This is a genomic window from Nonomuraea sp. NPDC050733, assembly GCF_040654215.1.
GTDB lineage: Bacteria > Actinomycetota > Actinomycetes > Streptosporangiales > Streptosporangiaceae > Nonomuraea.
In genome coordinates, this window is the sequence record NZ_JBFAHO010000021.1 from 108,612 (window position 1) to 135,608 (window position 26,997).

At 73.9% G+C, this 26,997-nt stretch carries 29 protein-coding genes; 16 read left to right on the forward strand and 13 right to left on the reverse strand.

What is annotated here, in order from left to right:
• Positions 1–19: 19 nt before the first annotated feature.
• The 3 genes from AB0H64_RS28125 (at position 20) to AB0H64_RS28135 (ending at position 1,594) form a co-directional block, all read left to right on the forward strand.
• Positions 20–847 carry an SDR family oxidoreductase gene (locus AB0H64_RS28125; RefSeq protein WP_357630268.1) on the forward strand — a complete coding sequence of 276 codons (828 nt, stop codon included), beginning with the start codon at positions 20–22 and terminating at the stop codon, positions 845–847.
• Between the two features lie 132 nt (positions 848–979).
• Positions 980–1,207 (forward strand): hypothetical protein, encoded by a 228-nt coding sequence (locus AB0H64_RS28130; protein ID WP_357630368.1) that lies wholly within the window; start codon positions 980–982, stop codon positions 1,205–1,207.
• 123 nt (positions 1,208–1,330) lie between these two features.
• Positions 1,331–1,594: a hypothetical protein gene (locus AB0H64_RS28135; RefSeq protein ID WP_357630271.1), complete on the forward strand. Its 264-nt coding sequence runs from the start codon at positions 1,331–1,333 to the stop codon at positions 1,592–1,594.
• Between the two features lie 15 nt (positions 1,595–1,609).
• Here the strand turns inward: AB0H64_RS28135 and AB0H64_RS28140 are convergent, their stop codons facing one another.
• Positions 1,610–2,200 (reverse strand): PadR family transcriptional regulator, encoded by a 591-nt coding sequence (locus tag AB0H64_RS28140; RefSeq protein WP_357630273.1) that lies wholly within the window; start codon positions 2,198–2,200, stop codon positions 1,610–1,612.
• A 92-nt stretch (positions 2,201–2,292) separates the two neighbouring features.
• Between AB0H64_RS28140 and AB0H64_RS28145 the strand changes: the two genes are divergently transcribed.
• Together AB0H64_RS28145 and AB0H64_RS28150 are read left to right on the forward strand one after the other, a co-directional pair.
• Positions 2,293–2,883, forward strand: a complete 591-nt coding sequence (locus AB0H64_RS28145) for a hypothetical protein (RefSeq protein WP_357630276.1) — start codon at positions 2,293–2,295, stop codon at positions 2,881–2,883.
• An 11-nt stretch (positions 2,884–2,894) separates the two neighbouring features.
• Complete coding sequence (locus AB0H64_RS28150) at positions 2,895–4,268, forward strand: carotenoid oxygenase family protein (RefSeq protein ID WP_357630279.1); 1,374 nt, start codon at positions 2,895–2,897, stop codon at positions 4,266–4,268.
• A gap of 51 nt (positions 4,269–4,319) precedes the next feature.
• Here AB0H64_RS28150 and AB0H64_RS28155 read toward each other — a convergent pair whose 3' ends face one another.
• The 5 genes from AB0H64_RS28155 to AB0H64_RS28175 form a co-directional block, all read right to left on the reverse strand.
• A complete protein-coding gene (locus tag AB0H64_RS28155; protein WP_357630282.1) occupies positions 4,320–4,925 on the reverse strand; it encodes a response regulator transcription factor in 606 nt (201 codons plus the stop codon).
• A gap of 43 nt (positions 4,926–4,968) precedes the next feature.
• The gene (locus AB0H64_RS28160; protein WP_357630285.1) at positions 4,969–6,096 is read right to left on the reverse strand and encodes a histidine kinase; all 1,128 of its coding nucleotides are present in this window, start codon (positions 6,094–6,096) and stop codon (positions 4,969–4,971) included.
• Positions 6,097–6,119: 23 nt separating this feature from the next.
• The gene (locus AB0H64_RS28165; protein WP_357630288.1) at positions 6,120–6,842 is read right to left on the reverse strand and encodes an ABC transporter permease; all 723 of its coding nucleotides are present in this window, start codon (positions 6,840–6,842) and stop codon (positions 6,120–6,122) included.
• Positions 6,842–7,819 (reverse strand): ABC transporter ATP-binding protein, encoded by a 978-nt coding sequence (locus AB0H64_RS28170; RefSeq protein WP_357630291.1) that lies wholly within the window; start codon positions 7,817–7,819, stop codon positions 6,842–6,844. The genes AB0H64_RS28165 and AB0H64_RS28170 overlap by 1 nt, the downstream gene beginning before the upstream one ends.
• 68 nt (positions 7,820–7,887) lie before the next feature.
• Entirely contained in the window at positions 7,888–8,541 is a 654-nt protein-coding gene (locus AB0H64_RS28175) for a TetR/AcrR family transcriptional regulator C-terminal domain-containing protein (protein ID WP_357630294.1), read from the reverse strand.
• An 88-nt stretch (positions 8,542–8,629) separates the two neighbouring features.
• Here AB0H64_RS28175 and AB0H64_RS28180 point away from each other — a divergent pair, with 88 nt between their 5' ends.
• The 3 genes from AB0H64_RS28180 (at position 8,630) to AB0H64_RS28190 (ending at position 12,120) form a co-directional block, all read left to right on the forward strand.
• Entirely contained in the window at positions 8,630–10,129 is a 1,500-nt protein-coding gene (locus AB0H64_RS28180; RefSeq protein ID WP_357630297.1) for an FAD-dependent monooxygenase, read from the forward strand.
• A 102-nt stretch (positions 10,130–10,231) separates the two neighbouring features.
• Positions 10,232–11,437, forward strand: a complete 1,206-nt coding sequence (locus AB0H64_RS28185) for a cytochrome P450 (protein WP_357630299.1) — start codon at positions 10,232–10,234, stop codon at positions 11,435–11,437.
• Positions 11,434–12,120 (forward strand): TetR family transcriptional regulator, encoded by a 687-nt coding sequence (locus AB0H64_RS28190; protein ID WP_357630302.1) that lies wholly within the window; start codon positions 11,434–11,436, stop codon positions 12,118–12,120. The genes AB0H64_RS28185 and AB0H64_RS28190 overlap by 4 nt, the downstream gene beginning before the upstream one ends.
• 16 nt (positions 12,121–12,136) lie before the next feature.
• Here the strand turns inward: AB0H64_RS28190 and AB0H64_RS28195 are convergent, their stop codons facing one another.
• The gene (locus AB0H64_RS28195) at positions 12,137–12,505 is read right to left on the reverse strand and encodes a DUF4180 domain-containing protein (RefSeq protein WP_357630304.1); all 369 of its coding nucleotides are present in this window, start codon (positions 12,503–12,505) and stop codon (positions 12,137–12,139) included.
• A gap of 5 nt (positions 12,506–12,510) precedes the next feature.
• Positions 12,511–12,936, reverse strand: a complete 426-nt coding sequence (locus AB0H64_RS28200) for a helix-turn-helix domain-containing protein (protein ID WP_357630305.1) — start codon at positions 12,934–12,936, stop codon at positions 12,511–12,513.
• A gap of 148 nt (positions 12,937–13,084) precedes the next feature.
• Between AB0H64_RS28200 and AB0H64_RS28205 the strand changes: the two genes are divergently transcribed.
• The 3 genes from AB0H64_RS28205 to AB0H64_RS28215 are packed head-to-tail and all read left to right on the forward strand — an operon-like array spanning position 13,085 to position 14,972.
• Positions 13,085–13,969, forward strand: a complete 885-nt coding sequence (locus tag AB0H64_RS28205; protein ID WP_357630308.1) for an NAD-dependent protein deacetylase — start codon at positions 13,085–13,087, stop codon at positions 13,967–13,969.
• Between the two features lie 5 nt (positions 13,970–13,974).
• On the forward strand, positions 13,975–14,388 hold the full coding sequence (locus tag AB0H64_RS28210; protein ID WP_357630311.1) for a YchJ family metal-binding protein: 414 nt from the start codon (positions 13,975–13,977) through the stop codon (positions 14,386–14,388).
• Positions 14,389–14,396: 8 nt separating this feature from the next.
• Entirely contained in the window at positions 14,397–14,972 is a 576-nt protein-coding gene (locus AB0H64_RS28215; RefSeq protein ID WP_357630313.1) for a TetR/AcrR family transcriptional regulator, read from the forward strand.
• 31 nt (positions 14,973–15,003) lie between these two features.
• Here the strand turns inward: AB0H64_RS28215 and AB0H64_RS28220 are convergent, their stop codons facing one another.
• The 3 genes from AB0H64_RS28220 to AB0H64_RS28230 all read right to left on the reverse strand — a co-directional run bounded on the left by AB0H64_RS28220 (position 15,004) and on the right by AB0H64_RS28230 (position 18,376).
• A complete protein-coding gene (locus tag AB0H64_RS28220) occupies positions 15,004–15,780 on the reverse strand; it encodes an ABC transporter permease (protein WP_357630316.1) in 777 nt (258 codons plus the stop codon).
• Positions 15,781–15,809: 29 nt separating this feature from the next.
• Positions 15,810–17,360: a hypothetical protein gene (locus AB0H64_RS28225; RefSeq protein WP_357630318.1), complete on the reverse strand. Its 1,551-nt coding sequence runs from the start codon at positions 17,358–17,360 to the stop codon at positions 15,810–15,812.
• A gap of 89 nt (positions 17,361–17,449) precedes the next feature.
• Positions 17,450–18,376, reverse strand: a complete 927-nt coding sequence (locus tag AB0H64_RS28230) for an ATP-binding cassette domain-containing protein (RefSeq protein WP_357630321.1) — start codon at positions 18,374–18,376, stop codon at positions 17,450–17,452.
• A 325-nt stretch (positions 18,377–18,701) separates the two neighbouring features.
• On the opposite strand from AB0H64_RS28230, the gene AB0H64_RS28235 reads away from it, so the two are divergent.
• Together AB0H64_RS28235 and AB0H64_RS28240 are read left to right on the forward strand one after the other, a co-directional pair.
• Positions 18,702–20,276, forward strand: coding sequence for a histidine kinase (locus AB0H64_RS28235; protein ID WP_357630324.1), 1,575 nt, complete (start codon positions 18,702–18,704; stop codon positions 20,274–20,276).
• Positions 20,266–20,979, forward strand: coding sequence for a response regulator transcription factor (locus AB0H64_RS28240; RefSeq protein ID WP_357630327.1), 714 nt, complete (start codon positions 20,266–20,268; stop codon positions 20,977–20,979). The genes AB0H64_RS28235 and AB0H64_RS28240 overlap by 11 nt, the downstream gene beginning before the upstream one ends.
• A gap of 45 nt (positions 20,980–21,024) precedes the next feature.
• Here the strand turns inward: AB0H64_RS28240 and AB0H64_RS28245 are convergent, their stop codons facing one another.
• Positions 21,025–21,198, reverse strand: a complete 174-nt coding sequence (locus AB0H64_RS28245; protein ID WP_357630329.1) for a hypothetical protein — start codon at positions 21,196–21,198, stop codon at positions 21,025–21,027.
• A 302-nt stretch (positions 21,199–21,500) separates the two neighbouring features.
• Here AB0H64_RS28245 and rph point away from each other — a divergent pair, with 302 nt between their 5' ends.
• The 3 genes from rph to AB0H64_RS28260 all read left to right on the forward strand — a co-directional run bounded on the left by rph (position 21,501) and on the right by AB0H64_RS28260 (position 25,793).
• Positions 21,501–24,107 (forward strand): rifamycin-inactivating phosphotransferase, encoded by a 2,607-nt coding sequence (gene rph / locus AB0H64_RS28250; protein WP_357630370.1) that lies wholly within the window; start codon positions 21,501–21,503, stop codon positions 24,105–24,107.
• A gap of 246 nt (positions 24,108–24,353) precedes the next feature.
• Positions 24,354–25,013, forward strand: coding sequence for a LysE family translocator (locus tag AB0H64_RS28255; protein WP_357630332.1), 660 nt, complete (start codon positions 24,354–24,356; stop codon positions 25,011–25,013).
• A 114-nt stretch (positions 25,014–25,127) separates the two neighbouring features.
• A complete protein-coding gene (locus tag AB0H64_RS28260) occupies positions 25,128–25,793 on the forward strand; it encodes an alpha/beta fold hydrolase (protein WP_357630335.1) in 666 nt (221 codons plus the stop codon).
• Here AB0H64_RS28260 and AB0H64_RS28265 read toward each other — a convergent pair whose 3' ends face one another.
• Positions 25,794–26,957: a DUF418 domain-containing protein gene (locus AB0H64_RS28265; RefSeq protein ID WP_357630337.1), complete on the reverse strand. Its 1,164-nt coding sequence runs from the start codon at positions 26,955–26,957 to the stop codon at positions 25,794–25,796.
• Positions 26,958–26,997: the final 40 nt, after the last annotated feature.

Genomic DNA, 26,997 nt, shown 5'->3' on the forward strand with positions numbered 1-26,997 from the left:
TATCCGAAGTGAGGTCCAAATGATACTGGTGACAGGGGCGACGGGTAACGTCGGCCGTCATCTAGTGAACCTGCTGCTCCAGGCGGGCGAGCAGGTCCGAGCGATCAGCCGGAACCCCGAGCGGGCCGGCCTGCCCGACGGCGTGGAGGTGATCAGAGCCGACATGTCCCAGGCGGAGGACCTGCGTGCCGCACTGCAGGGAGCGGACCGCGCGTTCCTGTTCCCGGCCACCGGTCAGGTGCACGGCTTCCTGCGCGAGGCCACGAAAGCAGGCCTCGGGCACGTGGTGCTGCTGTCCGCGCTGGCGGTGACCATGAAGCAGGCGGGTGTGTTCGGCAGCGTCCACGCCGAGTACGAGCAGGCCGTGGCCAGGTCAGGGCTGCCCTGGACCTTCCTGCGCCCTGGCGCGTTCATGGCGAACGACCTGCGGTGGGCGCCCGGCGTCAAGAACGGCGGCGTGGTGCGCGCTCCCTTCGCCGAAGCCGCGACCGCGCCGATCGACGAGCGCGACATCGCCGCGGTGGCCGCGCGGACGCTGCTCGACGACGGGCACGCGGGCAAGGCATATGAGTTGACCGGGCCCGCCTCGCTGACGACGGCAGAGCGGGTACGGATCCTCGGCGAGGTCCTCGGCCGCGACCTGCGCCTCGAGGAGCTGTCCCCCGAACAGGCCCGTGAACAGATGATCAAGCAAACCCCCGCAGTGGTCGTGGACTCGATGCTCACGCTGTTTGCCTCGTTCGTCGGCAGGGCTGCGGATGTGTCGCCGGTCGTGCAGGAGCTGACTGGCAGTGCTCCGCACACCTATGCTGACTGGGCGGCCCGGAACGCCGCGGCGTTCCGGTGACAGACGAGGAGGCACTAGGGCGTGCCCCGTGGATCTTTAGTGGCGGTTTGGTGTAGATCAGTCCGGTGGAAGATCGCCTGAATCGTCATTACGGGGTGTTCTTCCGGGTCCGGACCAACATTATGGCGTGACCTGCCGTTCTGCTATGGGAACTGGAAGACCGTTTGTAACCGGCATCGTCGCTGGTCGATGGACGGTACCTGGGAGAAGATCCTGGACGGGCTGCGGGCCGGATGTGACAAGGCCGAAGGCGATGGCTGGACGGTGAGTGTGGACTCCACCGTGGTGCGTGCCCATCAGCATGCCGCCGGAGCCCGCCGCCGGCCGCCGGCCGATTCCCCGTCAAAGGGGACGGCGTAGATCACAAACCGGTGAAGGGGCGGGAGACGCTGGGCCGTTCGCGTGGCGGGCTGAGCACGAAGATGCACCTGGTCGCCGACCGGCGTTGCCGTCCGATCGCCCGGATCATCAGCCCCGGCCAGCATGGCGACGGTCCGTACTTCCGGCGTGTGCTGGAGGGTGTGCGCATCCAGCGCCGCGGGCTGGGCCGTCCCCGCAAACGTCCCGGGCGCACCGCCTGGGTTCGACGCCGAGCGGTACAAGGAGCGCAACACCGCCGAGCGGTGCATCGACAAGTTGAAGGGCTACCGTGCAATGGCCCTTCGCACCGACAAGCGTGAGCGCATCTACCAGGGCACCCTCGACGTCGCCTCGATCAGGATCTGGCTTCGTGACCCGGTTCAATGATCCACGGGACACTCCCTACGGCTGGGCGCGGTCTGTGGCAGGCGGCGCGTCGGTGTCGCCCCGCCCGGAGCGATCGCCGGGGGCGGGCAGCCGGGCCAGCTCGGCCTCGGCCCACTCGGACCACTCCTTGCGCATGGCGAAGAAACGCCGGCCGTACTCCATGGTCAGCCGCCCGTAGAACGACAGGTTGTCCTCGCCCCACGGCACCTGCTCCTGGAGCGCGGCCAGCTCGTCGCGCCGCTCCCCCATCAGGGCGGCGCGGTCGCGCAGGTAGGCGCGGGCCTGCTCGGGTTCGAGCTGGCCGAGGAAGAAGACGCGCAGGAGCGTGCCGTCGCGCTGCGCCGGCTTGGGCTCCTCCTCGACCAGCCACCGGCGCAGCTCCTCGCGGCCGGAGTCGGTCGCCCGGTACTCCTTGCGGCCGCGCGGACCCTCGGCGGCGACCTCGATCAGGCCGTCGGCCGTGAGCTTGGCCAGCTCCCCGTACAGCTGACTCTGGGTCGCCGACCACACGTTGGCGAGCGAGATCTCGAAGAGCTTCATCAGGTCGTACCCGCTCGCGCCGTCAAGCTCCACGATCAGGCCCAGCACCGCATGCCGCAGACTCATACCTCAGACCATACCGTCCTGAGTTGACATGTCAAAAGCGGAAGGTCTACGTTCGACGTGTCTAAGTTGGAATGTCACCGAGAGGCGGCGTCATGCTGAAGTACTACGCCCGTACCTTTCTGCCCTGGATCGCCCTGGCGATCGTGAGCGACTTCAGTGCTCTCGCGGGGGCGATCACCGGGCTCGTGGCCGCGCTCGTCCTGCTCGCCCTCGACCGGCTGCGCTCCGGGATCGCCTGGGACGCGCTCATCCTGGAGATCTCGACCACCGTCTACATGGCGCTGCTGACCGCGCTCTCCTTCGCCGTCCCCGGCTCGGCGGTGCTGGGCTACGGGGCGTCGCTGGCCATCGCCTGGCTCGCCGTCACCGCGTGGGGCACCCTCGCCGCCGGCCGCCCGTTCACCGCGGGCATCGCCCGCCGCCAGGTCGCCCCCGAGATCGCCGCCACGGAGCGGTTCCGCCGGGTCAACGTGGTCATCACCACGGCCTGGGCCGCCGGCTTCACCGTCACCGCGATCGCGCTGGCCTGCGTGCAGCACTGGGCGCCGCACGCCACCGCCGTGCTGGTGGCCTGCAAGGTCGCCGGTTTCACCCTGCCCGCCGTGGTCACCGCGCGCTACTCCGCCAAGGCGCGTGAGCGCGCGAGGGCCGCCACCACCGCCGCCGCGCGGCCGAGCCTGTGAGGAGCCCCCACATGTCCGAGTCGAACGACGACTCCCCGTCCCTGTGGCTCGACGGCCACATGGCTCCCGTCCCCGACGAGATCGACGCTGCGGAGCTGCCGGTCGAGGGTGCGCTGCCGCCCGAGCTGACCGGCCGCTACTTCCGCAACGGCCCGAACCCGCTGCCGGGCACCCCGTCGGCTCACTGGTTCACCGGGGCCGGCATGGTCCACGGCGTGCGGCTGCGCGACGGCCGCGCCGAGTGGTACCGCAACCGCTGGGTGCGCACCACCGAGCTGACGGACGGCGCCCCGTTCGTGCGCGCCGACGGCACGTTCGACCACGCGGCGGTCCCGGCCAACACCCACGTCGTCCCGCACGCCGGGCGGATCCTCGCGCTGGTCGAGACCGGCCTCCCGTACGAGCTGACGCCCGAGCTGGACACGGTGGGCCCGCGCGACTTCGGCGGGCTGCTGACCAGCGGGATGACCGCCCACCCCAAGGAGGACCCGGTCACCGGGGAACTGCTGTTCTTCGGGTACGGGCTCGTCCCGCCGTACCTCACCTACCACCGGCTGTCGGCGGACGGCCGGCTGGTGGAGAGCCGCGAGGTCGAGGTGCCCGGCCCGACGATGATGCACGACTTCGCCATCACCGCGAACCACGTGGTCTGGCTGGACCTGCCGGTGGTCTTCGACATGGCGCTGGCGCGCCGGGGCGGGGGCATGCCGTTCCGCTGGGACGACGGCTACGGGGCGCGGCTCGGCGTGATGCCGCGCGCCGGCGGCCCGGCGCGCTGGTTCGAGGTGGACCCCTGTTACGTCTTCCACGTGGGCAACGCGTACGAGGACGAGGCGGGGCGGGTCGTCGTGGACGGGGTCCGCTACCGGCCGGAGGAGTTCACCGCGTTCTGGCCGAGCATCGGCGGGCCCTCCGGCGGCACGCCGGGCACCGGAGGAGCCCCGGTCGCGGCGGCCGCCACGGGGCACGCCCGGCTGCACCGCTGGACCCTCGACCCGGCCACCGGCGCCGTCAAGGAGGAGCCGATCGACGACCGGGCCGTGGAGTTCCCCACCCACGACGACACCCGCACCGGCCGCCCGCACCGCTACCTCTACACCGTCGCCAGGGACGCGATCGTCAAGCACGACCTGCGCACCGGCTCCTCGGCCGCGCTCGACCTGGGCGCGGACCTGGCGCCGGGGGAGGCGGTGTTCGTCCCGGCCGAGGGCGCCCGCGCGGAGGACGAGGGCTGGCTGCTGTCGATCGTGTCCGACCGGGCCGGGCACGGCTCCGAGCTGCTGGTCCTGGACGCCGCCGACCTGTCCCGTACGGCCTCGGTACGGCTGCCGCGCCGCGTCCCGGCCGGCTTCCACGGAAGCTGGATCCCCGACCCCGCGACGTAGCCGCACCTGCCCTTCGCGACGTAGCCGCACCTGGCCCCCGCCCGGCGCCCCCTACAGCCAGCCGCGGTCCTCGGCGATCAGCGCCGCCTCCGCCCTGGTGGCGGCGCCGGTCTTGCCGATGGCCGCCGACAGGTGGTTGCGCACGGTCCCGTTGGACAGGTGCAGCGCCCTGGCGATCTCCGACACCGTGCCGCCCTGCCTGGCCTCGCGCAGCACGTCGCGTTCCCGGGCGGTCAGGGGGCTGGCGCCGCTGGCCAGCGACTCGGCGGCCAGCGCCGGATCGACCACGCGCAGCCCCGCGTGGACCCGGCGGACGGTGTCCACCAGGTGCTCCGGCGAGGAGTCCTTCACCACGAAGCCCGACGCGCCGTTGCGCATGGCGCGGGCGAAGTAGCCGGGCCGCCCGAACGTCGTGCAGATCACCACCCGGCACGACGGCACCAGCGCGCGCACCCGCTCGGTGACGTCCAGGCCGTCCATGCCGGGCATCTGCACGTCGATCAGCGCGACGTCGGGGCGGGTGCGCGCGACGGCCTCCAGCGCCTCCTCGCCCGAGCCGGCCTGCGCCACCACCTCGATGTCCGGCTCCAGGCCGAGCATCGAGGCCAGCGCGCCCCGCACCAGCGCCTGGTCGTCGGCCAGCACCACCCTGATCACGTCCGCTCCTCCGGCCGACCCTGACCACGCCCCGCGAACCCGCTCACGGACGGCTCGCCCGCAGCCGGAAGCCGCCCTGCGGCAGCGGGCCCGCCTCCAGGCTCCCACCGACGACCCGCAGCCGCTCGCCCAGCCCGGCCAGGCCGCTGCCCGCCGTCCCCGCCCCGGTGCCGCCGCCGTGGCCGTCGTCGCGGATCTCCAGGCTGGAGGCGTCCAGGCGTACCTCGCAACGGGTGGCGCCGCTGTGCCGGATGACGTTGGTGACGCCCTCACGCAGCACGTACGCGAACGGCTCCCGGAGGTCCTCGGCCACCTCCTCCACGCTCGACGGCAGGACGGCCGCGATGTCCGCGGCGCGCAGCGCCACCCGTACCCCGCTCAGCTCCGCCGTCAACGAGGGCCTGCGCACGCCCGACACGGTGGCGCGGATCTCCGCGTGCGCCTGCCGGGAGAGCCGCTCGACGTCGCGCAGCTCGGCCAGCGCCTGCTCCGGGCCGGCGCCGCGCTCCAGCAGGCGGCGGGCCAGCCCCGCCTTGGCGGTGATCGCGGTGAGGCTGTGGCCCAGCACGTCGTGCAGGTCGCGGGCCAGCCGGGCCCGCTCGGCGGCGGTCGCCAGCGCCTCGATCTCCTGGTTCGCCTGGCCGAGCTGCACGAGCAGCCGGACGAGCAGCACCACGGCCACGGGCGCGAGCGTGTCGGCGAGCACGGACGGCACGGCACCCCACACCGCCCCGCCCGTCGTGCCGTACAGGATCAGCAGCCGCGCCGCCGCGGCGGCCACCGCCACCAGCAGCCCCCAGAGGGCGGGCAGCAGCCACACCGCCGCCGTCAGCGCGTACGCGAGCCCGCCGAGCGGGACGTGACCGGCCTGGTCCTGCCGGACGAGTGTCAGGGCGACGGTGAGGACCAGCAGCCAGGCGAGCAGCGCGACCCGCTCCCTGGGCGGCCGGCCGACGCCGTACGCCATGGCCGTCACCCAACTCGCCCCGTACACCAGCATGAGGGCGACGGCGAGCGGCCCGGCGTGCTCACGCCCCAGCAGGTCCCACAACGGCCAGATCAGGAACGCGACCAGCACGAGCAGGCCGCGGGCCTCTCGCCGGCCCCGGCCGGGACGGATCGGCGACCACGCGGGCCACGCCGTGAGCCCGAAGGGTCGCTGCCGGAGCATGATGTCCACCTCGCCGGGGGAAGTCAGGAGCGTGCGCTGTCGCGACGGTACCGGGCCGCCACGGCGACGCCCAGCACCATCGTGTACGCCGCCAGGACGGCCGCCGCCTCTCCCACCCGGCCGCCGCCGGACAGGGCCGCCCCGTGACTGATCTCGGCCAGCCAGTAGCTCGGCAGCACCCTGGCCACGGCCGCCAGGCTCTCGGGGAAGGCGCTCACCGGCACCAGCAGCCCGCCGACGAAGCTCAGCAGCAGCAGGGCGCCGCCCTGGTAGGCCTGCACGCCGCGCGGCGTGGACACCTGGCCGACGAGCAGCCCGAGCAGCGCGAACGGCACGGTGCCCGCCCACACGCCCAGCACGGCCAGCGCCCAGCCCGCGGCGGACAGCCTCACCCCGGCGGTCAACGCCGCCGCCAGCGACACCCCGGCCACGGGCGGCAGCGCCACCAGCATGGCCACGGTCCCCTTCGCCAGGAGGTAGCCGAGGCCCGACAGCGGGGTCAGCCGGAGCTGGCGCTGCCAGCCGGCGCCGCGCTCGACGGCGGTGCGGGCGCCGGTGTCCAGCGCCGCCTTGAACGCGCCGAACGCGGTCAGCCCGCCCATCAGGTACGCCGCCGGGATCTGCTGGGACCGGTAGACGTTCGACAGGAGGAGGAACAGGCCGACCGGCAGCCCGACCGAGAAGGCCAGGAACCGGGGGTCGCGCAGGACGCGCCTGACCTCGAAACGCAGGTATCCCGCCTTCATCACACCGCTCCTCTCACGCGCGCCCGCCGAGGCCGCGCCGGTTCTTCGGTCAGCAGGACGAAAGCCTCCTCGAGGCCGGGTGCGCGCACCTCGATGTCCCGGGCGGCGGGGAAGCGGGCCAGCAGCGCGCGCAGCGCCGCGTCGGAGTCGGCGCAGCGCAGTGTGGCGCGTTCGCCGTCCAGCTCGGCGGCGGCGACGCCTGGCAGACCGGCCAGCAGACCGGCCAGGTCCTGCCGCTGGGCACCCGGCACGGTGGCCGGCACGGTGGCCGGCACGGTGGCCGGCACGGTGGCGCGCAGGATGCGCCCGCCGACGCGGGCCATGACCGCGGTCACCGGCCCGTCGGCCACGATCGCGCCCGCGCGCATGAGCACGACGCGGTCCGCGTGCGCCTCGGCCTCCTCCAGGTAGTGGGTGGCGAACAGCACGGTGCGCCCGGTCCGCGCGTACTCCCGCATGGAGTGCCAGAACGCGCGCCGGGCGGCCACATCCATCGCGGAGGTGGGCTCGTCGAGCACGAGCAGGCCGGGGTCGGGGGCCAGTGCCATGGCGAGCCGCACCCGCTGCCGCTGCCCGCCGGACAGCGCCGCCGCGCGCCGCCCGGCCAGGTCCTCGACCCCGGCGAGCCGCAGCGCCCGCTCCACCGGCATGGGGGCGCGGTGCAGCGAGCAGATCATCGCCACGGTCTCGTGGACGGTGGCGTCGTCCGGCAGCGCCGCCTCCTGGAGCATCACGCCGACGGCGCCGCCGGCGACGGCCTCGCGCGGCGGCCGGCCGAGCAGGGAGACCTGGCCCGCGTCGGGGGTGGTGAGGCCGAGCATCATGTCGACGGTCGTGGACTTGCCGGCGCCGTTCGGGCCGAGGAGCGCGACCATCTCGCCGGGCGCCACGAGCAGGTCGACCCCGGCGACGGCGGGCCGTCCGGCGTAGGACTTGCGGAGGCCGGAGGCGGCCACCGCGTGGGGAATGGATGTCATGCGGCCAGCCTGGCCGGTGACGTGCCGGGCACCCTGTGCCACCTGTCAGGGTTCGCCCGTGACAGGTGTCACCCCTCCCCCGCGCCGCCGCGGGATGTCGCGGAATGCAGCGTGCGCAGGCCGGTCAGCATGATGGTCAGGCTGTAGGCGAAGTCCTCGTCCGGGGTGGCGCCGGCCGTGTGGCGCTCGCGCAGCGCGCGGGCCAGCACGGGGAACGGGAAGCTCTCGCTCGCCACCGCCCGCGCCTCGTCCGCGGGCTCCGGCCGCGACTGCTCCTCCAGGGTGCGGCCGACGACGAAGTGGACGAGCGCCCCCGCGGCCCGGGAGGCGTCCGGCAGCCCGAAGCCGGCCTCGTGCAGCACCTCGGTGATCCGCTCGACGAACGTCCCCAGCGCGACGGCACGCGTGACCACCGCGCCGGCCGCCACGCGCGCCCCGTCGCGGTGGGCGAGCAGCGCCTGCCGCAGCGCTCCGAGGGACTCCTCCAGCCACCGCCACCACGGCTCGCCGGGGCCCGGACGGCCGAGCCCGGCGGCGGCGGGAGCGAGCATGACGTCCACGATCTGGTCGAGCAGCGCCCGCTTGTCGGCGAAGTGCCAGTACAGCGCCGGGGCCCGCACGTCGAGCACCGACGCGACCCGCCGCACGGTCAGCTTCTCCAGCCCGTCCTCGTCCAGCAGCCGCAGCGCGGCCCGGGCCGCGGTGTCCTTGTCGATCGGCACGCGCGCCGGCCTCCCTCCTGTCGTCCGGCTTGGCACTTTAACAAGTTAAAGGCACGGTGACTCTTTAACAAGTTAAGGAGGTGGCGTCGTGGACGCCGAGGTGATCGTGGTGGGAGCCGGGCCGGTCGGCCTGAGCCTGGCGGCCGAGCTGCGCCTGGCCGGCGCCGAGCCGCTGGTGCTGGAGCGGCTGGCCGAGCCGTCGGGGCAGCGCAAGTCGCGCGGGATCGGGCCGCTGGCCGCCGAGGCCCTGCGGCGGCGCGGGCTCGGTGAGCGGCTGAGCGCGCACCAGCCCGAGCGCGGCGCGCAGAAGCAGCGCGAGCACGGCAGCGACAAGGACCATTTCGCGTGGATCCACAAGATCGACCCGTCGCTCCAGGAGGAGCCCGGCCGGCGCGGCATCCTGATCTGGCAGCCGGATCTGGAGACCGTTCTCGGCGATCACGCCGCCGGGCTCGGCGTGCCCGTGCGCCGGGGGCACACCGTGACCGGGCTCGCCCAGGACGAGGACGGCGTGACCGTCACCGTCGCCGCCCCGGACGGCGAGCGGCGGCTCAGGGCGGCGTACGTGGTGGGATGCGACGGCGGGCGCAGCACCGTGCGCAAGCTGGCCGGGTTCGCCTTCCCCGGCACGCCGCCGCTCATGACGGCCCGCCAGGCGCACGCCGAGGTCGCCGACCCCGGCGCGCTGCCGCCCCCGGGCCGCCTGCCGGGCGGCATGCTCCTCCACGGCCCGGGCGGCATCGGCACGTTCGACTTCGGCGACGCCCACGAGCGTCACGAGGGGCCCGTGACGGTGGAGGAGCTGCGGGCCAGTGTCCGGCGCGTCTCCGGCGCGGAGGTGACCATCACCCGACTGGACGACGCCCTGCGCTTCACCGACCAGGCCCGCCAGGCGGGGACGTACCGGCTCGGCCGGGTCCTGCTGGCCGGTGACGCCGCCCACGTCCACAGCCCGAACGGCGGTCAGGGGCTGAACCTCGGCCTCATGGACGCGGTCAACCTCGGCTGGAAGCTGGCCGCCCAGGTGCGCGGGACCGCTCCGGAAGGGCTGCTCGACAGCTACACCACCGAGCGGCATCCTCCGGGGGCCGCCGTGCTGCACAACACGCGTGCGCAGTCGGCGCTGATGCTGCCGGGGCCGCACACGGACGCGTTGCGCGACATCGTCGCGGACCTGATGGACCTCCCGGACGTCAACCGCTACTTCGGCCGGCTGCTGTCGGGGCTGGCGACGCGGTACGCCTTCCCGTACGCGACGCCGGACGCCCACCCGCTGACCGGCACGCACGTCCCGGACCTCCCGCTCACCCTCGAGGCGGACTTCGGACGGAAGGTGAGCCTCAGCGGGCTGACCACCGGGGGGAGGCCTCTGCTGGCCGCTCCGGCGGGCGACCCGGCGGTCGGCGTGGCGGCCCGCTGGCGGGACCGGGTGGAGGTGGCCGAGGTCACGTCCGTCGGCCACCCCTCGCTGGCGGCCGCGCTGGTCCGTCCCGACGGAGCCGTGGCTTGGGCCCGCGTCCCCGGCAGGCCGTCCGACACCGCCCTCCTGGAGGCCGCCCTGCGCACCTGGTTCGGCGGCCCGTCGTGAGACGGCCCGTCGTGAGACGGCCCGCTCCGAGACGAGAGGTTCGGTTGACGGAGTTAAGTCACATGGCTTAGATAGGAGGGTCGGCCCGAGCGAGGAGAACCCGTGAGCGACGTCGTCCCGGACTACCCCTTCCGCAACCCCTCCGCGCTGGAGCCGCCGCCCGAGTGGGCGAGCCTGCGCGACGGCTGCCCGGTCGCGCCGATCCGGCTGGCCAGTGGCGACCAGGCGCTGCTGCTGACCCGCTACGACGACGTCCGCCAGGTGCTGTCCGACCCGCGCTTCACCCGGCAGCTCGACGCCGACGACGCCGCCCGCGTGACGGCCAACGAGTCCGGTGGCGTGTTCGGCCGCTCCGACACGGCCTCCGCGGCGGGCGGCGAGGCGCACATGCAGTGGCGGCGCCTCGTGGGCAGGGCGTTCACGGCCAAGCGCGTGCTGGCGATGCGGCCGCGCATGGAGGAGATGGCCGGGCAGCTCGTGGACGCCATGGTGGCGCAGGGGTCGCCGGCCGACCTGGTCGCGGCGCTGGGGTTCCCGCTGCCCGTGTGGGTGATCTGCGACCTGCTGGGCGTGCCCGACTCCGACCGCGACCGGTTCTCCTACTGGTCGGACACCATGCTCAGCATGACCCGGTACGAGCAGCAGGAGATCGACGCGGCGCAGGCGGAGTTCGACGCGTACCTGTCGGCGCACGTCGCCGCCAAGCGGGCCGAGCCGGGCGGCGACCTGCTCAGCGAGCTCATCGGGATCGTGGACGCGGCCGACGGGCGGCTGACCGAGCCGCTGCTCGTGGGCACCGCCCGCGGCCTGCTGGTGGCCGGCCACGAGACCACCGCGAACATGATCGGCAAGATGGCCGCGATGCTCCTGGCCGACCGGTCCCGCTGGGCGGCGCTGCTGGCCGACCCGTCGCTCGTCCAGCCGGCGGTGGAGGAGGTGCTGCGCTTCGACGCCAACCCCGGCTTCGGGATGCCGCGCTACCTGACCGAGGAGGTGGAGGTGGCCGACCGCAAGCTGCCCGCGGGCACGACGGTGATCTGCAGCATGGCCTCGGCCAACCGGGACGAGCGGGCCTTCGAGCACGCCGGCGAGATGGACCTGCGCCGCTCTCCCAACACGCATCTCGCCTTCGGCGTCGGCCCTCACTCGTGCCTCGGGCAGGCGCTGGCCCGCACCGAGCTGCAGACCGTTCTCGACGTGCTGCTGCGGCGGCTGCCTGGCCTGGAGCTCGCGGTCCCGGCGGCCGAGCTGGCGCCCCGCGAGGGGCTGCTGGTCGGCGGGTTGCGGGCGGTCCCGGTCCGGTGGTGAGCACAGCGGGCACGACGAGCACCGGCGCGACGGCCCGTACGCGCAGGCCCGAGCGCGGGGCGGGCACCCGCGAGCGGATCCTGGTGGCGGCCGAGCGGCTGTTCGCCGAGCACGGCATCGCGGCGGTCTCCAACCGGCAGATCGGCGAGGCCGCCGGCCAGTCCAACAACTACGCCGTCGGCTACCACTTCGGCACCAAGACCGACCTGGTGCGGGCCGTCCTGCGCCGCCACAACGGCGGCATGGAGGAGCGGCGGGCGCGCATGCTGGAGTCCGTCGGCGACGACTCCGGTGTGCGGGAGTGGGCGTCCTGCCTGGTACGGCCGGCCACCGACCACCTGGCCTCGCTGCCGGCCCCCACCTGGTACGCCCGCTTCCTGGCGCAGGCCGACACGGAGCCGACGATGCGGGCGGTGGTCATCGAGGAGGCGGTCGCCACGCCGTCGGTGGGGCCGATCGTGGAGCACCTGTTCCGGCTGGTGCCGGGGGTGCCGGAAGCCGTCCACCGGCAGCGGACCGACATGTGCCGGGTACTGGTCGTCCACATGCTGGCCGAGCGGGAGCGCGCCCTGCACGAGGACCCGGCGGCCGACCCGGTGACCGTGTGGCGGGAGACGGCGACCGCCCTGGTCGACGCGCTGACCGGCCTGCTGGCCGCCCCCGTCACGCCCTCCACCGCCTAGCTCCGCCGAACCCGTTCTACGCCTGGTCCAGCCGTTCGCGCAGGGCCTCGAGGTCGGGGACGAACCAGACGTGCCTGCCGCGGTTGCTCTCCACCACGAAGTCGCGCAGCGCGGTGCTGGCCTCGACGTGGTGGGAGATGTCTCCGACGACGGCCACGCCCAGCCGGTAGTTCGCGAACTTCTGCAGGATCTCCCCGGCGACGCGGGTGCGCAGCCGGAAGAAGCCCTCCCCGAGCCGCTCGGCCGGGATCGCCACCCAGGTGGCCTGGCAGGAGAACGCCTCCCCGAGGAGGTCCACCGCCTCGCGCTCGCCGCGCAGGGGCTCGCCGTCGGCGGCGCACACGAGAACGGGCGTGCCGGCGACATGCTGGAGGGTGTCAGGCAACGGGATCAGGGCTCCTCGTCCACGAGCAGGTTGATGATTTTGAGGAGTTCGGCGGTGCCGTCGAGGTCGCCCAGGACGATGACCTTGAGACTGGCCCGTTCCTCGTCGTAGACGGTCTCGACGCGCAGCGTGCCGCCGTCGCGGGGACGGCTCCCGGCCGCCGCCATGACGGTGTTGACCAGCCGGATGACCGCCTCACGGCCGATGCCGTCGATCCGCACGATGGCGGACGTCTCGGCGTGGGGTCCGCCGCGAGCGGGCGTCGTGGCCGGTCGCCCGGTGAACGCCTCCAGGTCCTCCGCGGCGATCCGGTACTGCCGGCCGATGCGGGTGGCCCTGAGCCGTCCGTCGCGGACGTAGCCGCGCACGGTCTTGACGTGCAGGCCGAGCAGCTCGGCCACACGCTCCACCGAGTAGTACCGCTCCGCCATCGCCGTCCTTCCCTTGAACTCCCTATGACTCCCTAAACTAGCACCAGCGAGGGAGTCTTAGGGTAGAGGGCAGCCCGCTCGCCGAAGGGCGCGGTGCGCCTATGGCCCCTGCGCCGAGGCACTCCCCCGCGTCGGGCACCATGGACGGGTGACCGTGAGCGCAGAGGACCGCGAGACGGCGCCGCTCGCCGCCCTGGCCGAACTCGTCGCCGGGGGCGGCCTGGTGGTGCTGAGCGGGGCGGGGCTGTCCACCGAGTCGGGCATCCCCGACTACCGCGGGCCGACGGGACGGGCTCAGCGGGCCGACCCCATGACGTACCAGCGGTTCGTGGGCAGCGCCGAGGCCCGGCGCCGCTACTGGGCGCGCAGCCACGTCGGCTGGCGGCGGATCGGCGGGGCCGCCCCCAACTCCGGCCACCGGGCGGTGGCCGACCTCGAACGGCGCGGCCTGGTCGACGCCGTCATCACCCAGAACGTCGACGGCCTGCACCAGGCGGCCGGCGCACGGCGGGTGGTCGAGCTGCACGGCGGCCTCGACCGGGTGGTGTGCCTGTCGTGCCGGGAGCGCACGCCCCGCATGGAGCTGGACCGCCGCCTGCGCCGCGCCAACCCCGGCTGGCAGGCCGCCGCGACGGCGATCAAGCCCGACGGCGACGCCGACCTCACCGACGAGCAGGTCGCGGGCTTCCAGGTGGTGGACTGCACGGGCTGCGGCGGGCTGCTCAAGCCGGACGTGGTGTTCTTCGGCGAGAACGTGCCGAAGCCGCGGGTGGACGAGTGCTTCGCGCTGGTGGCGGGGGCGCGGGCGCTGCTGGTGCTGGGGTCGTCGCTGGCGGTGCGGTCCGGGCTGCGATTCGTCGGCCGGGCCGCCGAGCTGGGCATCCCGATCGCCATCGTCAACCAGGGTCCGACGCGCGGCGACGCCGAGGCAGCGCTGCGGCTGGACGCGCCGCTCGGCGCCACGCTCACGGAGCTGACGACTCGCCTGCCCCCCTCGGACGGCGCTCTCGTTCCCGCCGTCCCGGCACAATAGGGGTCATGTCCCGTCGCGAACCCGCCGGCTGCCCGTGCGGCCTGCCCGCCCCCTACCGTGACTGCTGCGGCCGCTTCCACCGGGGCGAGGGCTCGGCGCCCACGGCCGAGCTGCTCATGCGGTCGCGGTTCTCCGCGTTCGGCGTGGGCGACGAGGCGTACCTGCTGCGCACCTGGCATCCGGCCACGCGGCCGGCGCGCCTCGACCTGGACCGCGGGGTGCGGTGGGTGCGGCTGGAGATCCTGGAGACCGGCCGGGGCACGGTCCTGCACACCGAGGGGACCGTCCGCTTCCGCGCCCACTACGTGGAGCGCGGGCGCGAGGGCTCGATGGAGGAGCACAGCCGGTTCGTCCGGCTCGACGGGCAGTGGGTGTACGAGGGAGCTCGCGACGACGGCCCGCCGAAGCGGCGACTATAGTGAGTCAGGTGACCAACTCAGTTAAGGGCGCCCGTGGCGGCAAGCGGGAGCGCCTGGCGAGCGCGGCGGCCAAGGTGCTGCACGAGCAGGGTGTCGAGAAGACGACGCTGGCCGACATCGCGCGCGAGGCGGACGTGCCCGTCGGCAACGTCTACTACTACTTCAAGACCAAGGACCAGCTCGTCGAGGCCGCCATCGACGCGCACGCCGGGGCGCTGCGCGGCCTGCTCGACCGGCTCGACGGGATGCCCGGCCCGGCGGAGCGACTCAAGGCGCTCGTGCGCGGCTGGGTGGACCAGCGCGACGTCGCCGCCCGCTACGGCTGCCCCACCGGGACGCTGGCCTCCGAGCTGGACAAACGGGCCGACGGGCTGGACCAGGCGGTGGCCGTGCTGATGCGGGAGCTGCTGGACTGGATGGAGCGCCAGTTCGCCGCCCTGGGCCGCGACGACGCCCGCGAGCTGGCCGTCGCCCTGCTCTCCTCCTACCAGGGCATCTCGCTGCTCACCAACACCCTGCGCGACCCGGCGCTGATGAAGACCGAGGGCGACCGTCTGGAGCGCTGGATCGACGCTCTCACCTGACGGCGCCGCCCCCAGTAGCCCTCAGGGCGCGTCAGGCGTCTCGTACGCGCAGCAGCACGCCGCCGCCCGCGAGCGCCGCGGCGGCCCACGCGGCGAGCACGCCGAGGCCCGCCCACGGGCTGAGCGGCAGACTCGCCAGGTTCGTGGTGGCCTGGATGGACATGCCGGCGTTCGACGGCGACAGCCGCCACAGCGCCAGCTGCCAGTCCGGGTCGGCGACCATGAGCGGCAGGATCGCCGACACGTACAACAGCCCGAGCACCACCCCGATGGCCGCCCCCGAGTCCCGCACGGCGAGCGCGATCCCCAGGCTCAGCAGCGCGACCAGCGCCAGGTACAGGACCGACCCGGCGGCGGCGCGCAGCGTCGGCCCGTCGGCGAGCGACAGCGGCGGGTGGCCGTTGCCGGCGGTGAAGCCGCGCCCGGGCAGGATGAGCCGCCCGGCCAGCAGCGAGGCCAGCACGGCGAGAGCTCCGGCGGGCACCGTCACGCCGATCAGCACGGCCGCCTTGGCGGCCAGCACGGCGCCCCGGCGCGGCATCGCGGTGAGGGTGGTGCGGATCATGCCGGTGCCGTACTCGCCGCCGACGAGCAGGACGGCCAGCACGGCGACGACCGCCTGCCCCACCTGCACCCCGGCGAGCGCCAGCTTGACCGTGTCGTGGCCGCAGCCGGCGGCGCCGCAGGTCACGCTCGCGCTCACCCCGGCGCCCGCCGCCGCCGTCAGGGCGACCAGCGCCGGCAGCAGCCGGCCGGGGCCCGTCTCGGTGCGCAGCTTCGTCCACTCGGCCCGCAGTTCGCGCCTCATCCACCCTCCTCGGGCCACCGGTCCGCGGCTCACGCGTCCCTCCTGTTCAGGCGGTGGGCGGCCAGGGCGAGCGCGAGCACGGCGTAACCGCACAGCACCGCCAGGCCGGCCCACGGCGCGAGCGGGTAGTAGCCCGCCGACGGCACGTAGTTGGCCAGGACCTGCGGGTAGGCCGGGATGCTCTGCTGGATCGCGAACCCGGCCGCCGGAGTCAGCCGCAGCAGCCACCGCGTGGCCTCGTCCGGCAGGATCGACGCGGTCGCCAGGAGATGCGGCACCACGACGGCCACGACGGCGGCCGTGATCGCCGCCGTCCCGCGCCGGAACAGCGCGCCGAGCGCGAGCGCCAGGACTGCGGCGGCGGCCATCAGCAGCGCCACACCCGCCACCACCCGGACCTGCGTCAGCCAGGACACCGGCAGGACGACGTTGCCGTTGTCGCGCAGGATGCTCGTGCCCAGCGGCACCGTGACGGCGGTGGCCGACAGAGCGGCGGCGAAGGTCACCGCGGCGATCACGACGGCCTTGGCCGCCAGCGCCCGTCCACGCCGCGGGACCGCCAGCAGCGTGGTCCGGATGAGCCCGCGCCGGTACTCCGACGTGACGGACATGACCGCCACGACGATCACCACGATGAGCGCGGCCACCACGCCGGTCAGGGTGTTCTCGACTCTCTGCCCGTCGGTGGCCGGCCCGATGTCACCGACGCCGACCACGGTGTACGTGCCGCCGGACTGCCGGAAGCCGCCCGGATGGTGGATCGCCCCGCCGGGCTCCCTGGCGGCGCCGATGTCGTCGCCGCTCCACGCCCCACCCGCGACGCGGCCCGACAGGCCGACCCGGTCGAACACGGCGGTGGTCTCGGAGAAGCGGACCTGCTCGATGCTGCCGCCGAAGTCGGCCCGCTGCACGGTCAGGTCGCCGGGCGAGGAGGCGAACATCCCGATCTCGGCCGTGGCCGGCAGCCCGGCGAGCCGTGCCGTCCCCACCTTGGTCCACCGCTCGCCGTCGGCGGACTCGTACCCGGTGATGTCCTCACCCGAGCGGACCAGCCGCAGCCAGCGCGGCGACGACGCCGACACTCCGGCCGGCCGGCCGGCCGTGTCGTGGGTGAAGTCGTCCTGCATCCGCACGCCGTGACTGCCCGTCACCATGACGGCCGCGTACGTGGAGCCCTGCCGGACGCCGTCCTTGATGATGAGCCCTGCCTTGGCCCACGGCACGACCCGGTCCTCGACCCGCCGGACGCCCTGGGGGAGGTCGGGCAGCCGTACCTGGCCCGTCATGGACGTGATTCGGGCGGTGACGGAGCCGTCGCCGGTGATCGTCCGGTGCGCGAAGAAGAAGTGGTCGGTCACCGCCTCGCCGCCCGGTCCGACCGGCGAGGCGGGGCAGGCGTCGTCGGGACCGCCGCACGACGTGTGGCTGCCGGTCGCCGTCATCAGCCCGAGCAGCACGGTGACCAGGGCGGCGGCGGCCATGCCGGCCACCCAGCCGCGGACCGTGCGGAACTTCGTCCACTCGGCCAGCACCAGCCGCCCGAACCCGCCACCCCGAGCGGAGTCCGTGCCCGCCCTCACCGCGCCGCTCCCGCGACTCGTCGCGGAGTCTGTCCTCGCGCTCACCGCACCGCTCCCGCGGCCTGCCGGGGAGTCCGTGCCCGCCGCGCTCATCGCGCCGCTCCACCCGACGCACGGAACTCGACCGCGTCGCGGGTCAGCTCCATGTACGCCTCCTCCAGCGTCGCCCGGTGCGCCGACACCTCCGAGAACGGCACCCCGCCGGCGTTGAGCAGCCCCACGACCCGCTCGGCCGGAACCCCCGAGACCGTCACCGTGTCCTGGCCGGTCACGGCCACGACGCCGCCCGCCCCGGCCAGCACCGTCATCGCCGCGGTCCGGTCGGAGGTGCGCAGCGTGACCCGGCCGCGGGAGGCGGCGCCGACCAGATCGGCCACGGCGGCGTCCGCCACCACCCGGCCACGGCCCACCACCACCACGTGCCCGGCGGTGTCCTCCAGCTCGCTCATCAGATGGCTCGACACCAGCACGGCCCGGCCCTCGCCGGCCAGCGAGCGCAGCAGCCCCCTGATCCACACCATGCCCTCGGGGTCCAGCCCGTTGAACGGCTCGTCCAGCATCAGCGTCGGCGGGTCGCCCAGCAGCGCCGCCGCGATGCCCAGCCGCTGGCGCATCCCGAGCGAGTACCCGCCGGCCCTGCGCCGCGCCGCCGGCCCCAGCCCGACCAGGTCGATCACCTCGTCCACCCGCCGGGCGCCCAGTCCCTGCGAGTGGGCCAGCCACAGCAGGTGGTGGCGGCCGGTGCGGCTCGGCTGCAACGCGCCCGCGTCCAGCAGCGCGCCGACGTGCCGCAGCGGCTCACGCAGGCTCCGGTACGGCCGGCCGCCGACCAGCGCGCTGCCCTCGTCGGCGGCGTCCAGACCGAGCACCACCCGCATGGTGGTGGACTTGCCCGCGCCGTTGGGGCCGACGAACCCGGTGACCCGTCCCGGTGACACGGTGAACGTCATGCCGTCCAGCGCCAGGGTCGAGCCGTACCGCTTGCGCAGTCCGGCGACCTCGATGGTGGTTTCCATGGCACCGCAGGCTAGGCGGCGGCGCCGGGCGGGCGCGTCACGCGGAGGAGCCATCGTCACCGGCGCGGCATCCCTCGATCGAGGGATGCCGCGAACCTGGACGACCAGGACAATGACCAGGGTGGACGGAACGCACGACCAGCCGAAGCGCCCCTCCCTGCCGGGAGCCGCAGCCCCGCCGGATGCCGCAGCCTCGTCGGGGTTTGCGGGCTCGTCGGGGACTGCGGGCTCGTTGGATGTCACGGCAGCGTTGGGTGCGGACAGGCCGGGAGCCGGTGGAGCCGCCGCGAGTGGACCGGACGGGGGCCGACCCGACGGGGGCAGTGTGGGCGAGGACCGGTCTGGGGCTGGGCGGTCGTGGGGGGAGCGTCTCGGCGGGGCGTACGGGCCGGTCGTGGTGGGGGCGTTCCTGGTGGTCGGGGCGCTGGTGGAGTCGACGGCGCACGCCGTGGGCCCGGCGCTCGCGCTGACCACCGACCGGCCGCTGTTCGTCATCGTGTACGGGCTGCTGGCCCTGGCCACGACGCTGCCGGTGGCGGCGCTGCGGGGGCAGCCGGTGGCGGCCGGGCTGGCCGTCTCGGCGGCGGGCGTGCTGTCCCTGACGGCGTTCCAGACCCTGACCGTCGCGGGCGCGGTCGCTCAGCTCGTCACCGGTCACCGCCTCGGCCGGGTGTCACCGCGGGTCGTGGCGGTCGCGCCGGCGGTGCCGTTCCCGCTGCTGGCGCTGATGGGCCAGGCCCAGGGCGAGGCGCGGCTGCTCACGCTGGTGCTGGCCTCTCTGGCACCGGCCGCGGCGCTGGCCGGCATCGCTCGGCGGGCCCGCGGCGAGGCGCGTGAGAGCGCGGCGGCCCGCCAGGTCGCCACCGAAGGGCTGCTGGAGCACGTGGCGCGGGGCGAGCGGGCCCGCATCGCCCGCGACCTGCACGACGTGGTGGCCCACCACATCTCGATGGTGGCCGTGCAGGCCGAGACGGCCCGGCTGGCCACGCCCGGCATGCCTCCCGCGGGCGCGGAGCGGCTGACGGCCATCGGCGACACCGCCCGCGCCGCGCTGACCGAGATGAGGCGGCTGCTCGGCGTGCTGCGGGAGGACGCGGGCGCCGCCCCGGGGGTTCGCAGCCCGCAGCCCGGCCTGGGGCTGGGCGAGCTGAACGAGCTGCTCGACGCGGCCCGCGACGCCTCCGGAACGGGGATGCGCCTGATCCTGCGGGGCCGTCCCGTCCGGCTGGATCCGGGTGTGGAGCTGACGGCGTACCGGATCGTGCAGGAGGCGCTCACCAACGCCCGCCGGCACGCGCCGGGGGCCGCCGTGGACGTCGAGCTGCACTACACGGACGAGGCGCTGCGGGTCCGGGTCCGCGACAACGGCCCCGGACCGTCACACCACTCCCTGTCGCCACCGAATGTCCGGCACGGGGCGACGGCCGGCGAGGGACCGAGCGAGCACGGACCCGGCGGGCACGGACCCGGCGGACATGGGGTGGCCGGTCATGGTCTGGGTGGTCATGGCCTGGGCGGTCATGGCCTGGGTGGTCACGGGCTCGCCGGGATGCGGGAGCGGGCGGCGTCCGTGGGCGGGTGGCTCACGACCGGGCCCGCCCTCGGCGGCGGCTTCCTGGTCGAAGCCACTCTCCCCGGCGCGGCCCCGAACCCGGACGAGCCCCCGAACCCGAATGAACTGCGCAACCCGGACGAGCCCCCGAACCCGAGCGAACCCCCGAACCCGGACCAGCCCTCGGACGCGGGCAGGAGCACGAAGGCGAACACGGGCACAGACGGCGGCGCGGGCGCACGTCCGGACGCGGAGACGGGCACAGGCGTGGGCGGAGGCGTGGGTTGCTGGGCGGGGGCAGGCGTCGACGTGGCGGTCGGGAAGGGGGCTGGGGCGGATGACGGATGATTCCGGCCTCTCCCCCGCCGTGCGCGTCGTCGTCGCCGATGACCATCTCGTCGTCCGCACCGGGTTCGCCGAACTGCTCGCCACCCAGCCGGACTTCGAGGTGGTCGGGACCGCCGCCGACGGCGCGCAGGCCGTGCGGGTGTGCCGTGACCTGCGCCCGGACGTGGTTCTCATGGACGTGCGAATGCCGGGCATGGACGGCATCGAGGCCACCCGCCGCCTGGCCGCGGCCCCCGGTGAAGGGCCGCGGGTGCTGATCCTGACGACGTTCGACCTGGACGAGTACGTCTACGACGCGCTGCGCGCCGGGGCCAGCGGGTTCCTGCTGAAGGACGTCACCGCCGAGCGGCTGTTCGACGCGGTACGGGTGATCGCCGCGGGCGAGGCGCTGCTGGCCCCGGCGGTGACCCGGCGGCTGATCGGCGAGTTCTCCCGGCTCCAGCCGGGGCCCGACGCCGAGTCGGCGGCGGCGCTGGCCACGCTCACGCCGCGCGAGACGCAGGTGCTGCGGCTCATCGCCGAGGGCCTGTCGAACCCGGAGATCGCCGCCCGGCTGACCGTCACGGAGGAGACGGTGAAGACCCACGTGAGCCGGGTCCTCGGCAAGCTCGGGCTGCGCGACCGGACGCAGGCGGTGGTCGCGGCGTACGAGACGGGCCTGGTGGTGCCGGGCGCGCGATCACGTGCCCATGGAAATGGGTGATCGGCGCCCCAGCCCGGAGACGAGCACCGCGGCGACGCGGCTGCCCTACTGCTCGGCCTTGCGGGCCTTGGCCGCCATCGTGCCGGCGACGAGAGCGTAGACCGGCATGACGATCCCGATGCCCACCAGGAGGTGGTCGACGGCCAGCCCGATCGCGGTGCCAAGGGCGAGAAACGTGGCGAAGAGAGCGGCAAGACCAACGGCCCGTGGGGGCCTCATCTCACGGTTCGGTTTTTCGTTTCTGACGATAAGTGGCTGCTGACCCTCGTAGTGCTTTGTGCGGGGAGCGCCGTCGAACCGTGTTGTGACGGGTGATCCGGCGAAAGACCGCCAGGCGGGCGGTCCGGGCATCTGGCCGGCTGACCTGCTTGACAACCCCGGATGACGATGGCGATGCGCACCGTTCCCCGCCACTTTTACTCTATATCAGATTCTCGCGCCTCATGAGGCGCCAAAAAGTGCTCCATACTTGCCCGTTGCGAACAGACCCGACGAACGATGGAGCAACGCAATTGGGCTACGTGATGGGTTTCGAGCACATTGATTCGACGAATGTCGCAGAGGTCGGCGGGAAAGGGGCGCACCTGGGCGAGCTCTCGCGAATCGACGGCATCCGCGTGCCGGACGGCTTCTGCGTCACGACGGACGCCTTCCGGCGGGTCATGGCCGAGGCGCCGTCGATCGACGCTCAGCTCGACGTGCTGTCGCGCGTGGAGCCGGACGACCGCGCGGCGATCAGCGCCCTGAGCGCGGATGTCCGCCGCGCCATCGAAGGCGTCGCGGTGCCCGACGATCTCGTGGCGGAGATCGGCGAATCGCTCGCCCGGCTCGGGGAGCAAGCCTCCTACGCGGTGCGTTCCAGCGCGACGGCCGAGGACCTGCCGACCGCGTCCTTCGCCGGCCAGCAGGACTCGTACCTGAACATCGTGGGCCCGGAGGCGATTCTCCGGCACGTCCGGCGGTGCTGGGCCTCGCTGTTCACCGAGCGGGCAGTGACCTACCGGCGCCGTAATGGCTTCGACCACCGGAAAGTACGGATGGCCGTGGTCGTCCAGCGGATGGTGTTCCCGGAGGCGGCCGGGATCCTGTTCACCGCGGACCCCGTGACCTCGAACCGGAAGATCGCCACTGTGGAGGCCGGTTGGGGGCTCGGCGAGGCGCTCGTCTCCGGCCTGGTCACCGGCGACGTCTACACGGTGCGCGGCGATCAGGTCGTCACCACGGCGGTCGCCACCAAGCCGCGGTCCGTCCAGGCGTCGCCGGGAGGCGGCGTCCAGGACGCGCCGGTCGAGCCGCAGCGGCAGGGGCAGCCGGCTCTGACGGAGGCTCAGGTCGTGCGCCTGGTGCGGCTGGGCCGGCGCATCGAAGCGCACTTCGGCCGGCCCCAGGACATCGAATGGTGCCTGGTCGGCGACGACTTCCACATCGTCCAGAGCCGGCCGATCACCACCCTGTTCCCCCTCCCCGCGACCGACGACCAGGACAACCACGTCTACGTCTCCGTCGGTCACCAGCAGATGATGACCGACGCGATGAAGCCGCTCGGACTCTCCCTGTGGCAGCTGACGACCCCACGGCCGATGCACGAGGCGGGCGGACGGTTGTTCGTCGACGTCGCCCCCATCCTGGCGACGCCCGCGGGTCGCGCGTACCTCGTCGGGACCCTGGGGAGGTCCGATCCGCTGATTCGGGACGCTCTGCAGACCGTCCTCGACCGCGGCGACTTCATCCGCTCGCTTCCGGACGAGGGCTCCGGCGCCGCGCCCGCCGGACCCGCGGGTGACGCACCCGTCCCGATCGAGACCGATCCTGCCGTCGTCACCGAGCTGATCCGGCGCAATCAGGAGTCCGTCGCCACCCTGCGGCGCGAGATCCGCGATCTGTCCGGGCCGGCGCTGCTCGACTTCATCCTGGCCGACATCGCGGAGCTGAAGCGCGTCCTGTTCGATCCGCGGAGCCACCAGGTGATCATGGCGGGGATGGAGGCGGCCTGGTGGCTCAACGACCACCTCGAGGAGTGGCTGGGCGAGAAGAACGCGGCCGACGTGCTCACGCAGTCCGTCCCCCACAACGTCACGTCGGAGATGGGGCTGGCGCTCCTCGACGTCGCGGACACCATCAGACCGCACGCGGACGTCGTGGCGTTCCTGCACCGCGTCGTGGACGAGTGCCGTGAGGGCGACGGCTTCCTGAACGAGCTGGCCGGGCTGGCCGGCGGCCGGGAAGCGCGGGACGCCATCCGGGGCTACCTCGACCGGTACGGCATGCGCTGCGCGGGCGAGATCGACATCACCAGAACGCGCTGGAGCGAGCAGCCCGCCACGCTCGTGCCCGCCATTCTCGGCAACATCAAGAACTTCGAGCCCGGCGCCGGCAAGCGACACTTCGACCAAGGACTCCAGGAGGCCCGACGGAAGGAGCAGGAACTGCTGACGCGACTGCGCGCCCTTCCCCACGGGGAGCAGCAGGCCGAGGAGACCAAGCGGATGATCGACCGCGTCCGCACCTTCGCCGGGTACCGGGAGTACCCCAAGTACGGCATGGTCAGCCGTTACTTCCTCTACAAGCAGGCGTTGCTGCGGGAGGCCGAGCGCCTCGTCCGCTCCGGCACCCTGCGCGAGAAGGACGACATCTACTTCCTCCGGTTCCAGGAGTTGCACGAAGTCGTGCGCACCGGCGACGCGGACGCCCGACTCATCGCGGAGAGGCGGGAGGCGTTCCGGTCCTACGAGGCGCTCACGCCGCCCCGCGTCCTCACGTCGGACGGCGAGGTCATCACCGGCCGGTACCGGCGTGACGACGCCCCGCCCGGCGCGCTGGCCGGCCTTCCGGTCTCGGCCGGGGTCGTCGAGGGCCGTGCCCGTGTCGTCATGGACATGGCGCGGGCCGACCTGGAGGCGGGCGACATCCTGGTCACCGCCTACACCGACCCCAGCTGGACCCCCCTGTTCGTCGCCGTCGCCGGACTGGTGACGGAGGTGGGCGGCCTCATGACGCACGGGGCGGTGATCGCGAGGGAGTACGGCCTGCCGGCCGTCGTGGGTGTGGAGCAGGCCACCCGGCTGATCCGGGACGGGCAGCGGATCCGCGTGCACGGAACCGACGGGTACGTCCAGATCCTCGACTGAACCGTCGCGTCGGACCCGGGACTCCGGCCTTCGAGGGGGTCGCCTTCGGCGGGGGCGCGGGACGCCCGACCCCGCGGTCGAGCAGCGCGGCGTGCAGCGGCCCGTCATGGCGCGGTCGCTCCTGGCGAAGTCGCAGCCACGGAAGGGGCTCGCCGCATGATCGGCGGCGAGCCCGCCGGCGCCGCCTCGATCGCGTCCCAGGGAATCCGATTGCGGCGGGAACGCCCGTCCCGTCATCATCCCGGCATGGATCTCCTCGCCTCCCTGCCCGCCTTCGCCGTCGCCGTCGTGCTCATCTCGGCCTCGCCGGGCCCCGCGATGGCCCTCATCCTGCGCCGCGCCGCGGTGCGGGGGCTCTCCGGCGCGGTCCCCACGGTGCTCGGCCTCGAAGCCGGTCTCTACGTGTGGGCGCTGTGCGCCGCCGCCGGCCTGGCCGCCCTCGTCGCCGCCTCCGAGGTGGCCTTCGTCGTCCTGCGCGTGGTGGGCGCCGGCTTCCTGCTGTACCTCGGGGTGAAGTCCTGGCGGTCGGCATGGCGCAGCCGCGGCACGACCGCCGCCACGAAGGAGGCGGAGGTGGAGGAGCCCGTGGCGGCATCCGCCCGCGGCACCTGGTGGAAGGCGTTCGGGGAGGGCGCCGTCGTGATGCTGGCCAACCCGAAGGCCGCCGCGTTCATGATCGCCTTCTATCCCCAGTTCGTCCCGGCCGACCGGCCGCTCCTCACCACCACCGCCCTGCTGGCCCTGCTCCAGGTGGCCATGGAGACGATCCTCTACCTCTCGCTGGCGGCGGTCGTGGGCCGCGCGGGCGCGTGGTTCCGCCGCCCGGTCGTCCGCCGCCGCCTGGACGCGGTGAGCGGGACCGTGCTCGTGGCCCTCGGACTGCGTGTCGCCGTCGAGGGCCGCTGACCGCCTTCCATAACAACTGCTTCTGGTAGGCATCACAACCATCTCTTGGACTTCTGCCTCCCCGCCGGGCACCCTGGACAGACCAACCGGAACCTCGACAGGGAGCAACCCATCATGGCCACCTTCGTCCTCGTCCCCGGCATGTGCCACGGCGGCTGGAGCTTCGAGCCGCTCACCGAGCGGCTGCGCGCCCTCGGCCACCGGGTCCACGCCGTCACGCTCAGCGGAGTGAGCGAGCGCCGCCACCTGATGGCCGGCGGGGTCAACCTCGACACCCACATCCAGGACGTGACCGCCCTCCTGGAGGCCGAGCAGATCGAGGACGCCGTGCTCGTCGCCCACAGCTACGGCGGCATGGTCATCACCGGCGCCGCCGACCGCGCCCCCGGCCGGGCCCGCTCACTGGTCTACATCGACGCGGTCGTCCCCTCCGACGGCGACTCCTGCTGGTCCCTCGTCCGTGACGAGGAGCGCCGGTGGTACACCGACGTGGACGAGACCGGGTACGGGGTGCGCCCGCAGTCCTTCTTCGACCCGCGGGCCACGCCGCACCCGCTCGCCTCGGTCCTGCAGCCGCTCCGCCTCACGGGCGACCTCGCGCACGTGCGCCGCAGGGACTACGTGTACGCGGCGGGATGGGACGGCGAGTCGCCGTTCACCGTCTTCTACGAGCGGCTGCGGCAGGACCCGGCGTGGACGGCCCACACGGTGGACGGCCGCCACAACCTCATGCGCGACGCCCCGGACGAGCTGCTCAAGATCCTGCTCGGCGCGGCCTGATCATCGAGGCGCGCGGCCGTAGGACAGGCGCCGCAGCAGCACCTCCGCCGGCCCCCGGTGTCCCCCGCGCCGCATCCACTCCGCCAGCACGACCGACAGCGCCCAGCTCCCCGCCCCGACGGCGAAGGAGCCGGCCGCCCCCATGTCGTCGCGCAGGTCCAGCGTGAACGGGTAGAACAGCGCCAGCCACACCACCGACTGGAACAGGTAGAAGGTCAGAGACCGCTGTCCCAGGGCGGCCAGCGCCTCGGTGAGCCGCCCGCGCCGGCGGCCGGCCCGCAGGGCGACGAGCCCGACGGCGGCGGCCAGGCCGATGCCCCCGGCGTACCCGGTCAGGTCGTGGGCGACGGCCACCGCCCACAGAGCCGGAGCCGAGGTGGTCGACCAGGCGCCCGCCGCCAGCAACGCCGCCGGCAGCCGGCCCGCCAGTGACACGCCGATGAGCAGCACGGCCGCGCGGCGCAGCAGGGCCTCGTGCCGCTCCGGCTCTTCGAGGACGCGGCGCCGCGCCGCCCACACGCCCAGCGCCATGCCGGGCACGACCGTGATCGTGCCCACGGCGGTCTCCACGGGCCAGGACGGGATGCTTGCCACGAGGTGGGTGAGCACGTCGGGCTCCATGAAGCGGGCCATCGTGACGGGACTGCCCGCCGCGGCGGCCGTCCACGCGGTCACGCTCTGCCAGGCGAGCAGCAGCGTGGCCGGGACGAGCGTGGCCAGCGCGGTCCGCCACAGCACCGCGTCGCGGGCCCGCACCAGGGACGTCAGCACCAGCAGCGTCAGGCCGTACACCGCGACGATGTCGAGCGGCACCAGCAGCACCGTGTGCGCGAACCCGATCACCACCAGCCACAGGCCCCTGCGCCGCAGCAGGCCGCGGATCGCGGGCCAGTCGGCGCCCCGCTCCTCCTGCCGCCGGGTGAGCTGGACCAGGCCGTACCCGAACAGGAACACGAACATGTTGCGCGCCTGGTTCTCGGCCACCAGCGACTTGAGGAACTCGGCGGCGGCGTCCAGCGGCAGCGGCCCGCGACGCCAGTCGCTGACGAACGCCGGCGCGTGCGCCAGGGCGATGAGCAGCAGCATGAGTCCGCGGGCCAGGTCGGGGGCCAGCGATCGGACGCTGACGCTCGCCGGCTGGGCCGCCGAGGGGGATGGGGGCATGTCGTCCGCCTTTTCGCGATAGTACGTGTTCGGTCGCGAC

Excerpts from the sequence above, each read along its gene's own strand:
- AB0H64_RS28140 (WP_357630273.1), bottom strand. The coding sequence starts at position 2,200 with ATGAGTCTGCGGCATGCGGTGCTGGGCCTGATCGTGGAGCTTGACGGC.
- AB0H64_RS28260 (WP_357630335.1), top strand. The coding sequence starts at position 25,128 with ATGGCCACCTTCGTCCTCGTCCCCGGCATGTGCCACGGCGGCTGGAGC.
- AB0H64_RS28135 (WP_357630271.1), top strand. The coding sequence starts at position 1,331 with ATGGCGACGGTCCGTACTTCCGGCGTGTGCTGGAGGGTGTGCGCATCC.
- AB0H64_RS28170 (WP_357630291.1), bottom strand. The coding sequence starts at position 7,819 with ATGACATCCATTCCCCACGCGGTGGCCGCCTCCGGCCTCCGCAAGTCC.
- AB0H64_RS28210 (WP_357630311.1), top strand. The coding sequence starts at position 13,975 with ATGTCCCGTCGCGAACCCGCCGGCTGCCCGTGCGGCCTGCCCGCCCCC.
- AB0H64_RS28220 (WP_357630316.1), bottom strand. The coding sequence starts at position 15,780 with ATGAGGCGCGAACTGCGGGCCGAGTGGACGAAGCTGCGCACCGAGACG.
- AB0H64_RS28230 (WP_357630321.1), bottom strand. The coding sequence starts at position 18,376 with ATGGAAACCACCATCGAGGTCGCCGGACTGCGCAAGCGGTACGGCTCG.
- AB0H64_RS28165 (WP_357630288.1), bottom strand. The coding sequence starts at position 6,842 with ATGAAGGCGGGATACCTGCGTTTCGAGGTCAGGCGCGTCCTGCGCGAC.
- AB0H64_RS28160 (WP_357630285.1), bottom strand. The coding sequence starts at position 6,096 with ATGCTCCGGCAGCGACCCTTCGGGCTCACGGCGTGGCCCGCGTGGTCG.
- AB0H64_RS28150 (WP_357630279.1), top strand. The coding sequence starts at position 2,895 with ATGTCCGAGTCGAACGACGACTCCCCGTCCCTGTGGCTCGACGGCCAC.
- AB0H64_RS28125 (WP_357630268.1), top strand. The coding sequence starts at position 20 with ATGATACTGGTGACAGGGGCGACGGGTAACGTCGGCCGTCATCTAGTG.
- AB0H64_RS28265 (WP_357630337.1), bottom strand. The coding sequence starts at position 26,957 with ATGCCCCCATCCCCCTCGGCGGCCCAGCCGGCGAGCGTCAGCGTCCGA.
- AB0H64_RS28200 (WP_357630305.1), bottom strand. The coding sequence starts at position 12,936 with ATGGCGGAGCGGTACTACTCGGTGGAGCGTGTGGCCGAGCTGCTCGGC.
- AB0H64_RS28255 (WP_357630332.1), top strand. The coding sequence starts at position 24,354 with ATGGATCTCCTCGCCTCCCTGCCCGCCTTCGCCGTCGCCGTCGTGCTC.
- AB0H64_RS28145 (WP_357630276.1), top strand. The coding sequence starts at position 2,293 with ATGCTGAAGTACTACGCCCGTACCTTTCTGCCCTGGATCGCCCTGGCG.
- AB0H64_RS28240 (WP_357630327.1), top strand. The coding sequence starts at position 20,266 with ATGACGGATGATTCCGGCCTCTCCCCCGCCGTGCGCGTCGTCGTCGCC.
- AB0H64_RS28245 (WP_357630329.1), bottom strand. The coding sequence starts at position 21,198 with ATGAGGCCCCCACGGGCCGTTGGTCTTGCCGCTCTCTTCGCCACGTTT.